Origin of the sequence: Kitasatospora sp. MBT63 (assembly GCF_000710465.2) — a bacterium.
Taxonomy (GTDB): Bacteria; Actinomycetota; Actinomycetes; order Streptomycetales; family Streptomycetaceae; genus Kitasatospora.
Map to the genome: position 1 here is coordinate 1 of NZ_JAIZ01000116.1, position 12,126 is coordinate 12,126.

Annotated in this window: 10 protein-coding genes; 5 read left to right on the forward strand and 5 right to left on the reverse strand. The window is 73.4% G+C overall.

What is annotated here, in order from left to right; all coding sequences use genetic code 11:
* From AA75_RS53940 to AA75_RS07895, 3 genes are all read right to left on the reverse strand, one after another.
* A partial coding sequence (locus AA75_RS53940) for a hypothetical protein (protein WP_368666551.1) occupies positions 1-522 on the reverse strand: 522 nt, incomplete at its 3' end.
* Between the two features lie 118 nt (positions 523-640).
* On the reverse strand, positions 641-1,804 hold the full coding sequence (locus AA75_RS07890; RefSeq protein WP_051811990.1) for a cell wall metabolism sensor histidine kinase WalK: 1,164 nt from the start codon (positions 1,802-1,804) through the stop codon (positions 641-643).
* A 153-nt stretch (positions 1,805-1,957) separates the two neighbouring features.
* Positions 1,958-2,680: a response regulator transcription factor gene (locus AA75_RS07895; protein WP_033819094.1), complete on the reverse strand. Its 723-nt coding sequence runs from the start codon at positions 2,678-2,680 to the stop codon at positions 1,958-1,960.
* Between the two features lie 545 nt (positions 2,681-3,225).
* Between AA75_RS07895 and AA75_RS07900 the strand changes: the two genes are divergently transcribed.
* From AA75_RS07900 to AA75_RS07915, 4 genes are all read left to right on the forward strand, one after another.
* The gene (locus AA75_RS07900) at positions 3,226-4,038 is read left to right on the forward strand and encodes a rhomboid-like protein (protein ID WP_149038009.1); all 813 of its coding nucleotides are present in this window, start codon (positions 3,226-3,228) and stop codon (positions 4,036-4,038) included.
* Positions 4,039-4,199: 161 nt separating this feature from the next.
* Entirely contained in the window at positions 4,200-6,593 is a 2,394-nt protein-coding gene (lon, locus tag AA75_RS07905; protein ID WP_033819095.1) for an endopeptidase La, read from the forward strand.
* A 295-nt stretch (positions 6,594-6,888) separates the two neighbouring features.
* Positions 6,889-8,334, forward strand: coding sequence for a hypothetical protein (locus AA75_RS07910; protein ID WP_033819096.1), 1,446 nt, complete (start codon positions 6,889-6,891; stop codon positions 8,332-8,334).
* A gap of 75 nt (positions 8,335-8,409) precedes the next feature.
* Positions 8,410-8,928, forward strand: a complete 519-nt coding sequence (locus AA75_RS07915) for a GtrA family protein (protein ID WP_033819097.1) — start codon at positions 8,410-8,412, stop codon at positions 8,926-8,928.
* Positions 8,929-8,963: 35 nt separating this feature from the next.
* Here AA75_RS07915 and AA75_RS07920 read toward each other — a convergent pair whose 3' ends face one another.
* Positions 8,964-9,995: a membrane protein gene (locus AA75_RS07920; protein ID WP_033819098.1), complete on the reverse strand. Its 1,032-nt coding sequence runs from the start codon at positions 9,993-9,995 to the stop codon at positions 8,964-8,966.
* Positions 9,996-10,158: 163 nt separating this feature from the next.
* On the opposite strand from AA75_RS07920, the gene AA75_RS07925 reads away from it, so the two are divergent.
* Positions 10,159-11,712, forward strand: coding sequence for an MDR family MFS transporter (locus tag AA75_RS07925; RefSeq protein ID WP_033819099.1), 1,554 nt, complete (start codon positions 10,159-10,161; stop codon positions 11,710-11,712).
* Positions 11,713-11,779: 67 nt separating this feature from the next.
* On the opposite strand, the gene AA75_RS07930 is transcribed toward AA75_RS07925, so the two are convergent.
* A complete protein-coding gene (locus AA75_RS07930) occupies positions 11,780-12,022 on the reverse strand; it encodes a hypothetical protein (RefSeq protein WP_033819100.1) in 243 nt (80 codons plus the stop codon).
* Between the last annotated feature and the right edge of the window lie 104 nt (positions 12,023-12,126).

The following is a 12,126-nucleotide window of genomic DNA, read 5'->3' on the forward strand; positions in this document are numbered from 1 at the left end:
CGCGGCAACGGGCGCGGGCGCCGGCTGGACCGGCGCGGGCGCCGGGACAGCGGGGGCGGGCGCGGCCGGAGCGGCAGCGGCAGGGGCAGCGGGAGCGGCAACGGTGGTCGGCGTGGGGCCGACCGGGGTTGCGGCCTGGGTCACTGAAGTCACCTCGGTACCGGGCTTGTAGTCGGCGAAAAAGTCCCACCAGGCTCGGTCGACCGAGTTCGGATCCTGGAGGTACTGCTGGTAGATCTCGTCGACGAGCCACTCATTGGGGCCGAAGCCAGTGGTGGAGCTTGCCGAGCTGCTGGGGGTTTCTGGGTGTGGCGACATCGGGGCAACCGCCCTCTTCCGCTTCCTTTTGGGATGGTGGACAGCGGGGATTAAGGCTACGCCCCTGACCAGTGATCGCGCAGTCCCCGGGGGCCAGGCGTCGCCCAGATCACAGTGTCGGGCTGTTATTTGGCCGAATGTGTGCGTTAGAAAGCCGTCAGGGGTGGGAACTGGAGCGCACCATTCGCCCATCCATACTGGCATCAAATCAGACAAAAGCCCAGCTGGCGGGCGGTACGGACGGATCCGGCCACCGCGGCCGCGGGTCTTGTGTCCCAGTTGTGTGACAACCCTGTGGCGGCCGCCGGCGGCGGACCGGTGCTCAGACCGGCACGCCGTCCACCGCGGCACCCCGGACGGCCGCACCCGGGAGGGTGACCTCGATCCGGCAGCCGCGGACCGCCTCGGCCACCCTGATCTCGCCGCCGTGCAGGTCGACGGCCCAGCGGGCGATGGCCAGCCCGAGGCCGGTGCCGCCGTCGGCGCCCGGTCCCTGCGCGGTGGCGCTGCCGGCCCGGCCGAAGCGTTCGAAGACCCGCTCGCGGTCCTCCACCCGGATCCCCGGACCCTGGTCCTCCACGGCGAGCAGCAGGGCGCCCGGCTCGGCCCCGGAGCGGGCCAGCACGGTCACCGTGCCCCCGGCGGGGGAGTGCTTGCAGGCGTTGTCCACCAGGTTGGCCACCACCTGGTGGAGCCGCTCGGGGTCGGCCACCGCGCTGAGCCCGCCGGGCTCCACGTCGAGCCGCAGCCGGACGTCGCCGCGCCGGGCGTAGGCGCCGCCGGCCGTCGCGCCGTCCACGGTGACCCCGCGCAGCACGCCGTCCAGGAACGGCTGGACCTCGAACGGACGGGCGTCCAGCGGGACCACGCCGTCGTCCAGCTTGGACAGGTCGAGCAGGTGGGTGACCAGGCGGCCGAGGCGTTCGGTCTGCTCCAGGGCGGCGCCCAGGGTGACCGGGTCGGGCCGCACCACGCCGTCCACCACGTTCTCCAGCACGGCGCGCAGCGCGGCGATCGGCGTGCGCAGCTCGTGCGAGACGTTGGCGATGAGTTCGCGCCGGTGCCGGTCGGCGGCCTCCAGGTCGCCGGCCATCCGGTTGAAGGTGGCCGCCAGCTCGCCGATCTCGTCCCGCGAGGTGACGTGCACCCGGGCGCTGTAGTCGCCGTCGGCCATCGCGCGGGCGGCGGCGGTCATGTCGCGCAGCGGGGCGGTCAGCCCGTGCGCGAGGAACTGCATGAACAGCAGCGAGGCGATGATCGAGAAGATCATGATGATGCGGATCTGGGTCTCGGACCTGATCGCGACCACCACCATGCCGGTCGCCAGCACCACCGAGACGATCACCAGCAGGGCCAGTTTGCCCTTGATCGAGCGGACCGGGTCCAGCGGCCGGATGTCGGCCCAGACCCGCAGCACAGCGCGGGTGGCCAGGCTGGGGGGCGGAGAGGCCTTGGCGTCCCCGTTGCGTTGCTGTGGAAAGGTCATGGTGTCCCTGACGTCGGCCCCGGACCGCGGACTTCGTCCCGCACGGCGCGGGTACGGACGGCCCGCCGGTGCGAGCGGCGAGCGGGTGCAGCAGGCAGCCGGGCGCGGATACGACCAGGGCCCCCCGGAGGCCCGAGCCGTCGGCGCGCCCGACTAGGAGAGCGGCGCCTCCAAGGCGTACCCGACACCGTGCACGGTGCGGATCCAGCTGGCGCCGATCTTGCGGCGCAGCGCCTTGACGTGGCTGTCGACCGTGCGGGTGCCGGAGGCGTCCGTCCAGTCCCAGACCTCGGCCAGCAGCTGCTCGCGGGTGAGCACCGCGCGCGGCTGGGCGGCCAGGCAGGCCAGCAGGTCGAACTCGGTCGGCGTCAGGTGGACGTCGCCCGAGCCGAGCCGCACCCGGCGCTGTACGTGGTCGATCTCCAGCTCGCCGAAGCGCAGACTGCCGAGCGCCGGCGTCCTGGCCGCCTGCTGGGCCCGCTCGACCCGGCGCAGCAGCACGTTGACCCGGGCCGCCAGCTCGCGCATGGAGAACGGCTTGGTCATGTAGTCGTCCGCGCCGACCCCGAGGCCGACCAGCAGGTCGGTCTCGTCGTCGCGCGCGGTCAGCATCAGCACCGGCACCGGGCGCTGCGCCTGGATCCGGCGGCACACCTCCAGGCCGTCGAAGCCGGGCAGCATGATGTCGAGCACGACCAGGTCGGGCTGCCAGGTGTGGAAGCCGTCCACCGCACCGGGCCCGTCGTGGGCCACGGCGACCTTGAAGCCCTCCGCGCCCAGCCGGGCCGCGATGGACTCGGCGATGGTGGGTTCGTCCTCGACGACGAGTACTCGTCGCTGAGTGCCCACCGTGCTGCTGGTGTTCTCTTGCTGCATTTCTGTCACGGTCACGCCACCGCCCCCAGGGCTGCGGGCCGGCCACCTGTGGGGGTGGCGGGGCTCCGCTCGTAGTCGTCTTGTTCCGTCGTGGGCTGTGCCCGGGCCCGGATCCGCGGAGCGCCCTTCCGCCGAAGGCGCTGTGCGGACGGTGCGCCGTGTGGGTCGACGCACCTCTTCCGTACTCATCGCAGGGTACGGACACCGTGGGTGTTCCGGCAGGTGGACCGGACATTTCCGGCCCGCGGACCAGCTCGGACCCGGTCTCGGACCGGGCCCGGACCGGGGCACGGGGCGATACCTTACCCGGCCGAAATCGGCTCTTGTGACGGTATGTATGCCTCCCATTCGAATAACCCGCCCGGGACGGGAAGCTACTCGTCCGTAGGCAGAGGGTTGGTCCGTACCAGGGCGGGTCCCGGTCGCGTGGGGCGGCCTGAGGAATTCTCAGCAGATCCCCAGCGGACTCCCAGGTGGTGGACGTATCGTGGGCACGACAAACCTCGGCGGGGATCTCTGGCGCCCACACGGGCGTTGAGGGAGGCGTGACCGGCTCATCCGCGGACGGAGGCGCGATGGCGGACGACGCGGTGCCCATCGACCCTCGTCCCGCCGTCTTTTCGCGCGCACGCCTCCGCGCACCTCTTCGCGCGGGCTCCCGGCCGGCCGGGATGCGCGCCGCGCTGCGGCTGCTGCCGACGCCGCGCCGCAACCCGTTCACCTTCGGCTACCTCGCGCTGCTGCTCGGCACCACGCTGTTCGCCCGCTTCGGCGACCCCGAGCTGGTGCGGCGCCTGCAGAGCGCGTCCAGCAGTGATGTGCACAACCTGCTGGTGCGGCCGGTCTCGGCGCTGCTGTTCAGCGGCTTCTGGGTGGCGGGGCCGGTGTGGATGCCGTACTTCTGGGCCTTCCTCGCCACCCTCGCCCCGCTGGAGCGCCGGATCGGCGGCCGGCGGGCGGCCGGCGTCTTCGCGACCGGCCACATCGGCGCCACCCTGCTCTCGCAGGCCGTGGTGGCCGGCGCGGTGGCCGGCGGCGTGCTCGCCTCCGGCGCACTCGACGAACTCGACATCGGCGTCAGCTACGGCGTGCTGACCTGCCTGGGCGCGCTGGCCGGACTGCTGCCGCTGCCCGGCCGGGTGGCCGTGCTGGCGGTGGCCGGCGCCCTGGTCGGACGACAGCTGCTGACCGACACCGACCTGGTCACCGCCGTCGGGCACCCGGCTGCGCTGCTGGTCGGCGTCGCACTGTGGGGCCGGGTGCGGCGCGGAGGCCGAGGCCCGGGCCGCCCCCTGCCGCTGCCCCACTGGCCGACGGTCCGCCCCCGACGCCCCGGCCCGGCCCGCTCCGAGGCCTGATCCCCGGCCTTCATCGCTTCCCACTGCGGCGATGCCGCGCGCGCCCGCGCCGCCGGGAGGGGTGTGGGGTCGATCGCTCACAGCGAACAGTGGCGCGGGAACAATCCGTCCGCGCCAAACCTTAGTCAGGTCAACTCAACTTCGCTGACTGGGGAGAGATCATGGCATCGACGTCCACTCCGCTCACTCTGCCCGTGCTGCCGCTCGACGACGAGGTCGTGCTCCCCGGCATGGTCGTCCCGCTCGACCTCAAGGACGCCGAGGTCCGGGCCGCCGTCGAGGCCGCCCGGGCCGGGGCCGGCGGGGCGGGCAAGCCCCAGGTGCTGCTGGTGCCCCGGCTGGACGGCTCGTACGCCGCGGTCGGCACGCTGGCCACCGTCGAACAGGTCGGCCGGCTGGCCGACGGGGACCCGGCCGCCCTGGTGCGCGCGGTGCGCCGGGTCCGGATCGGGTCCGGCACCACCGGCCCGGGCGCCGCGCTCTGGGTCGAGACCACGCCGTTCCGCGAGTCCGACGCCGGGCTGCCGGTCGCCGGCCGCGCCGCCGAGCTGGTCAAGGAGTACAAGGCGCTGTCCACCCAGTGGCTGCGCAAGCGCGGCGCCTGGCAGATCGTCGACCGGGTGGCCGCCATCGACGACGTCGGCGAGCTCGCCGACAACATCGGCTACGCCCCCTTCGCCACCGCCGAGCAGAAGCTCAAGGTGCTGCTGGAGGCCGACCAGGTGGCCCGCCTGGAGTACGCGCTGACCCTGCTGCGCGACCACCTCGCCGAGGAGGAGGTCAACGACACCATCCGCAAGGACGTCGAGGAGGGTGTGGCCAAGCAGCAGAAGGAGTTCCTGCTCCGCCGTCAGCTGGAGGCCGTCCGCAAGGAGCTGGCCGAGCTGAACGGCGACGCCGCCGACGAGGAGGCCGACTACCGGGCCCGGGTCGAGGCCGCCGCGCTGCCCGAGAAGGTCCGCGAGGCCGCCCTCAAGGAGGTCGACAAGCTGGAGCGCTCCTCCGACCAGTCGCCCGAGGGCTCCTGGATCCGGACCTGGCTCGACACCGTCCTCGAGCTGCCCTGGAACGAGCGCAGCGAGGAGGCGTACGACATCGCCGCCGCCCGCGCGGTGCTGGACGCCGACCACGCCGGTCTGGCGGACGTGAAGGACCGGATCGTCGAGTACCTGGCCGTCCGCAAGCGCCGGGCCGACCAGGGGCTCGGCCTGATCGGCGGGCGCCGCGGGGGCGCGGTGCTCGCGCTGGTCGGCCCGCCCGGGGTCGGCAAGACCTCGCTCGGCGAGTCGGTGGCCCGGGCGATGGGCCGCTCCTTCGTCCGGGTCGCGCTCGGCGGCGTCCGGGACGAGGCCGAGATCCGCGGCCACCGCCGCACCTACGTCGGGGCCATCCCCGGCCGGATCGTGCGCGCCATCAAGGAGGCCGGGTCGATGAACCCGGTGGTCCTGCTGGACGAGATCGACAAGGTCGGCTCCGACTACCGGGGTGACCCGGCGGCCGCCCTGCTGGAGGTACTGGACCCGGCCCAGAACCACACCTTCCGCGACCACTACCTGGAGGTCGAGCTGGACCTCTCCGACGTGGTCTTCCTCGCCACCGCCAACGTGCTGGAGGCCATCCCCGAGCCGCTGCTCGACCGGATGGAGCTGGTCCGCCTGGACGGTTACACCGAGGACGAGAAGGTCGTCATCGCCCGTGACCACCTGCTGCCCCGGCAACTGGAGAAGGCCGGGCTGCGCACCGAGGACGCCACGGTGGACGAGGGCGCGCTGCGCAGGCTGGCCGGGGAGTACACCCGCGAGGCGGGCGTGCGGAACCTGGAGCGGTCGATCGCCCGGATCCTGCGCAAGGTCGCGGCGCAGAGCGAGCTCGGCGAGCGCGAGCTGCCCGCGGCGATCGGCCCGGACGACCTGCGGGCCCTGATCGGACGGCCGCACCACGTCCCCGAGTCGGCCCAGGAGCCGGCCGAGCGGCGCACCGCCGTCCCCGGGGTGGCCACCGGGCTCGCCGTGACCGGCGCCGGCGGCGACGTCCTCTACATCGAGGCCTCGCTGGCGGACGCGGTGACCGGCTCGACCGGGCTGACCCTGACCGGCCAGCTGGGCGACGTGATGAAGGAGTCCGCGCACATCGCGCTCTCCTTCCTGCGTTCGCGCGGCGCCGAGCTCGAGCTGCCCGTCACCGGGCTGCGCGAGCAGGGCATCCACCTGCACGTGCCGGCCGGCGCCGTGCCCAAGGACGGTCCGAGCGCGGGCATCACCATGACCACCGCGCTGGCCTCGCTGCTCTCGGGCCGCAAGGTGCGCACCGACGTGGCGATGACCGGCGAGGTCTCGCTGACCGGGCGGGTGCTGCCGATCGGCGGGGTGAAGCAGAAGCTGCTGGCCGCCGACCGGGCGGGCATCACCACGGTGATCATCCCGAAGCGCAACGAGCCCGACCTGGACGACGTCCCGGCCGAGGTGCTGGAGCGCCTCACCGTGCACCCGGTCGCCGACGTCCGGGAGGTGCTGAAGCTGGCCCTGGAGCCGGCCGAGGTGCTGGTCGCGGCGTAGGTCCGAGGTCAGGCCCGCGAGGGGCGCCGGGAGCATCCCGGTGCCCCTCGCGGGCTGTCCCGCCCGTACTCTGAGACACCGTTGTGAGACGGTCCGTCAGTACGGCAGGCTGGCCCCATGCATCGCCACGCGTACCTGAGCCGTCGACTCGACGTCGACCTGGCGTACGCGTGCTCCGCGAGCTGTCGCACCGCGTTCTGATCGCGGTGTCCCCGCCCGGCCGTGGCCGGGAGCACGTCCGGGTGTGTGCACCGCCGCGCGGTCCGCCCCTCCTCACACCTGACGGGACAACCCTATGCGCTTCGCGCTGCCCGCCCGCGCCGCCGTCCTGGCGGTCGCCGCCCTGCTCACCGCCGCCGCGGCCGGACCCGCCGGCGCGGCCACCGGCTTCGGCCCGCTGCCGCCGCACAACCCGTACGCCGGCCCCGACGGCACCGCCACCATGCACGGCGACACCGGCTCCTCCGACGCCACCGTGCTGCCCGGTCCGCGCCCCGGCGCTGCGCTGACCTCGCACCGCACCGCGCTGGCCTCGGCCTGCCCGACCGTCCTGGTCGGCGCCGACGGCTACCCGGTGGCGCTGTGCACCACGATCTTCGGCCTGACCCCGACCGTCCACTTGCTGGACCCGGCCGACGGGCACTCGCTCGCCGAACTGCCGCTCACCAAGGGGTCGCTGCTCGGCGGGGTCTACGCCTACCTGGACCAGCGCGACCGGCTGGTGGCCGTCGACGGCGCCCGCGACCTGCTGCGGATCGGCCACCGCCGGACCGCCGCGGGCGGCTGGGAGCTGTTCGTCGACGGCCGGCTGTCGCTGGCCGGGGCCGTCCCCGACGGCGACGCGGTCACCGGGCTGTCGCCGGACTGGCAGGGCCGGGTCTGGTTCGCCACCGGCAAGGGGGTGGTCGGCACCGCCGACGACCGCACCGGCGCGGTCCGGACCCTGGTGCTCCCGGCGGGCGAGCAGATCGCCAACTCGATCTCCACCGCGCCCGGGGGCACCGCCGTCGCCACCACCCACGCCACCTACCTGCTGACCGCCGGCGCCGACGGCACCCCGCGGGTCGCCTGGCGGCAGCCGTACGACCGGGGGCCGGGCCGCAAGCCGGGTCAGCTCAGCTGGGGGACCGGTTCCACCCCGACCTTCTTCGGCCCGGCGACCGGCACCGACTACCTGACGGTCGTCGACAACGCCGCGCCCACCGTCCACCTGCTGGTGTACCGGACCGGCAGCGGCGAGCAGGTCTGCTCGGTGCCGGTGCTGAAGGCGGGCGGCAGCGGCAGCGAGAACTCGCCGATCGCGGCCGGCAACGCGGTCTTCGTGGCCGGCACCTACGGCTACCCGTATCCGAAGCTGCCCGACGGGGCGGGGCCGAGCGTGCCCGCCTCGGGCGCCTTCACCGGCGGCTTCAGCCGGGTGGACGTCCGCGCCGACGGCTCGGGCTGCGACCTGGTCTGGGACAACCGGCTGCGTTCGGCGGCCGTCCCGCGGCTGTCCACCGCCGACGGACTGATCCGCACGGTGCTGCGCTCCCCGGTGATCCCCGGGACCGACGCCACCTCGGTCCTCGACCCCTACTCCTACGCCGAGATCGACCCGGCGACCGGCGCGGTGGTCCGCACCAGGTGGCTGGGCAGCGGGTTCGTCTTCGACACCCTGCAGATGGCCGGGACCGTCGCACCCGGCCGGGTGGTGCTCCAGGGCACCACCACCGGCGTGCTGCGGATCGCCGAGGGGTGACGGCCGGGGCGCGGACCGGCGCCACACCCCCGCGCCGAATACCGGCCGGGCGGTGTGACGTGCAACACTTTCGCCGTGCCGTCGCCCACTCAGCGCGCCCTGATCCGGGTACCGAAGCGGTACCGCCCGTTCCTGGTGAAACACCGCAAGCTGGTGAAGTTCATGATGGTGGGCGGTACCTGCTTCGCCCTGACCATGGTGATCAACTTCGGGCTGAAGCTCACCGTGCTGCACGACAAGCCGGTGCTCGCACTGACCATCGCGACCCTGATCGCGACCGTGCTCTCGTACGTGCTGAACCGCCAGTGGTCGTTCCGGGCCGCCGGGCGGCAGCGCGAGGCGGCGATGTACTTCGTGGTCAGCGCGGTGGCCATCGTGGTCAACGACCTGCCGCTGGCCTTCTCCCGGTACGTGCTGGAGCTGCGTGAACCGCAGGTCGGCCACCTCACCCAGGAGGCGGCCGACTTCCTCAGCGGGATGATCGTCGGGACGCTGCTGGCGATGGCCTTCCGGTTCTGGGCGATGAACCGGTTCGTCTTCACCCGCCTCTCGCCCCGGGTGGAGCCCGGCCGCCGGGCCTCCGAGCGGGTCTGACGAGCGGGTCCGACCGCCCGGGGGCCGGCCGGCCGTCAGGCCGTGGCCTCGGCCGGCTCGCCGCCGGGCCTGCGCACCACCGAGGCCAGGGTGACCGCGACGCCGACCGCCGCCCAGGCGGCCAGTACCAGCAGCGGCACGGTGATGCCGGTGGAGTCGAAGTAGGCGAGGGAGCGGGCCACGTCGGTGCCGGCGCCGTTCGGGATCCAGGCCCCGATGGCCCGCCAGAACGGCGGCAGCAGCGGCGGCGGGAAGACCCCGCCGGCGCTGGGGTTGCCCAGCACCACGAAGACCAGCACGGCGAGACCGATGCCGACGATGCCGAACAGGCACTCCATCGCCATCGTGATCGCACCGACCGCGAACACCACCAGCGAGCCGAGGCCGACCAGCGGCCAGGCGGAGCCGGGCAGCGCGTCCAGCACCGGACCGATGATCACCGCGCCGCCGATCCCGGCGGTCACCGAGTAGACGGCCAGGGTGCCCAGCCGGATCAAGGCCCGGTGGGTGTTGGCGGGCCGGGAGCCGGCGCTGATGCCGAGGATCGAGGCGACCAGGTAGCCGCCGACGCACCAGCCGACCACCAGGTAGAAGGAGGACAGGCCCTCGGCGTCGCCGTCGGCCAGCGGGACGACGTCCTCGACGGCGAGGGTGCGGCCCTGTCGCTGCTCGAGCGCGGTGACGATCTCCGTGGCGGCCCGCGCGGCGGCCGGACCGCGGGCGTCGGCGACCAGCAGGGTGTCGCGGGTGCCGGAGGGGTCGACCAGCCAGGCCGCGTAGATCTTCTGGTCCTTGATCCGGGCCTCGGCGGTGGCCCGGTCGGGGGCGGTGGACGCCCGGACGGCGTCGTCCGGGACGGCTTCGAGGCCGGCCACCAGCTGCGGAGCGGCCTGCGGCGGGGCGACCACGGCGATCGACAGCTCGTGCGGGCCGGGGTCGTGCAGCGCCCCGACGTACGAGGTGATGAAGCCGAGCTGGAGCAGCAGGACGCCGATCACGAGCAGGGCGGCCCGGGGTGTCACGGCGTCCTTGAGTTCGGCCAGGAAACCTGATGCCGGCTCAGTCATCGCACAGCTCCTTGGATATAAGGGCAAAGCGGATGGATACTTCATATCATGAAGTAGTTTCGGAGCGTGCGGGTGCCCGCCTGGACCGGCTGGAAAGTTGCCTCACTCAACCATTTCTTCGTATGGTTGCTAAACGCAACAAATCTCCCGTCGAAGGATCCGTATGCCGACGACCCCCATGACCCACCGACAGGTCCTCGAAGCCCTCTCCGGCCTGCTGCTCGGCCTCTTCGTGGCCGTGCTCTCCTCGACCGTCGTCTCCAACGCGCTGCCGCGGATCCTCACCGACCTGCACGGCGGCGAGTCCGCCTACACCTGGGTGATCACCGCGGCACTGCTCTCGCTGACCGCCTCCACCCCGCTCTGGGGCAAGCTCTCCGACCTGGTCAGCAAGAAGCTGCTGGTCCAGATCGCCCTGGTGATCTACATCGTCTCCTCGGCGCTGGCCGGCCTCTCCCAGAACACCGGCGAGCTGATCGCCTGCCGCGTCCTGCAGGGCATCGGCGCGGGCGGCGTCACCGCGCTGGCCCAGATCTGCCTGGCCGCGATGGTCCCGCCGCGCGAGCGCGGCCGCTACAGCGGCTACTTCGGGGCCGTCTTCGCCCTCGCCACCATCGGCGGCCCGCTGATCGGCGGCGTCATCGTCGACACCGACTGGCTCGGCTGGCGCTGGTGCTTCTACGTGGGCATCCCGTTCTCGCTGCTCGCCATCGTGGTGCTGCAGCGCACCCTGCACCTGCCCGAGGCGCCGCGCCGCAAGGCCCGGATCGACTACCTCGGCGCCCTGCTGATCACCGCCGCGGTCAGCCTGCTGATGATCTGGATCAGCCTGGCCGGCAAGGACTACCCCTGGCTGTCCTGGCAGAGCGCCCTGATGGTGGGCGGCGGACTCGCGCTGGCCGTCCTGTTCGTGCTGGCCGAGCGCCGGGCCGCCGAGCCGATCGTCCCGCTCGACCTGTTCCGGCACCGCACCGTCGCGCTCGCCTCGGTGGCCAGCGTCCTGGTCGGCGTCGGGATGTACGGCGCGACCACCTTCCTCAGCCAGTACTTCCAGCTGGCCAAGGAGGAGTCCCCGACCCGGGCCGGACTGCTCACCCTGCCGATGATCCTCGGCCTCGCGGTCTCCTCCACCGTGGCCGGCCGACTGATCACCCGCTACGGGCGGTGGAAGGCCTACCTGGTGGCCGGCACCCTGCTGCTCGCCGTCGGCTTCGGACTGCTCGGCACCGTCCGGGCCGGCACCGGCTACGGCGCGCTCGCGCTCGCCATGGCGGTCACCGGCGTCGGCCTCGGCCTGACCATGCAGAACCTCGTGCTCGCGGTCCAGAACACCGTCCCCAGGAACGAACTGGGCGCCGCCAGCTCCGTGGTCACCTTCTTCCGCACCATGGGCGGCGCGATGGGCGTCTCCGCGCTCGGCGCGCTGCTGGCCGACCGCGTGACGCACTACCTGACCGAGAACCTCGCCGCTGCGCACGTGAACCCCGGCGCCGGGGCGGCCCTCGGCGGCGGCGAGATCCCCGACCTGCACCGGCTGCCCGGCCCGCTGGTGCCGCTGGTCACCGACGCCTTCGGGCACGGCGTCGGCCTGGTCTTCCTGGTGGCCGCGCCGTTCGCGCTGCTGGCCTTCCTGGTGGTGCTGTTCATCCGCGAGGTGCCGCTGCGCACCGGTGAGGAGCCCGCCGTCCGGCCGGCCCCGGAGCTGGTCAGGGACTGACCCGCGGACGGCGAAGGGCCCCGCGGAGCAGCAGCTCCGCGGGGCCCTTCGGCGTACCGGGCGGGGTTCAGCCCGCGATCAGCGAGATGCCGTACAGCACGACGCCCGCGCAGGCGGTGAAGCAGACGCCCGCCCCGGCCAGCGCCAGGGTGCCGCTGCCGGCGCCGGGCGCGCCGGCCTCGCGCGCCTCGACGGCCGCCTCGCGGCGGTTCAGGGCGAGGTTGCCGAGGGCGAAGACGGCGACCACCGCGAGGGTGATCAGCAGGCTGAAGCCCGCGGTCTGGCCGAGTGCGGCCCACTTGATGCTCATGTCTGGCTGCCTCTCGCCGTCAGGCCGCGACGGCGGTGGTGGTGGGGGTCGGGTTGACCGGGGCGGGGGCGCCGGGGACCTCGACCGGGGGGACGTCGTTGACG

Coding starts and splice junctions, on each gene's coding strand:
- AA75_RS07890 (WP_051811990.1), bottom strand. CDS start 1,804: ATGACCTTTCCACAGCAACGCAACGGGGACGCCAAGGCCTCTCCGCCC.
- AA75_RS07895 (WP_033819094.1), bottom strand. CDS start 2,680: ATGCAGCAAGAGAACACCAGCAGCACGGTGGGCACTCAGCGACGAGTA.
- lon (WP_033819095.1), top strand. CDS start 4,200: ATGGCATCGACGTCCACTCCGCTCACTCTGCCCGTGCTGCCGCTCGAC.
- AA75_RS07910 (WP_033819096.1), top strand. CDS start 6,889: ATGCGCTTCGCGCTGCCCGCCCGCGCCGCCGTCCTGGCGGTCGCCGCC.
- AA75_RS07920 (WP_033819098.1), bottom strand. CDS start 9,995: ATGACTGAGCCGGCATCAGGTTTCCTGGCCGAACTCAAGGACGCCGTG.
- AA75_RS07925 (WP_033819099.1), top strand. CDS start 10,159: ATGCCGACGACCCCCATGACCCACCGACAGGTCCTCGAAGCCCTCTCC.
- AA75_RS07930 (WP_033819100.1), bottom strand. CDS start 12,022: ATGAGCATCAAGTGGGCCGCACTCGGCCAGACCGCGGGCTTCAGCCTG.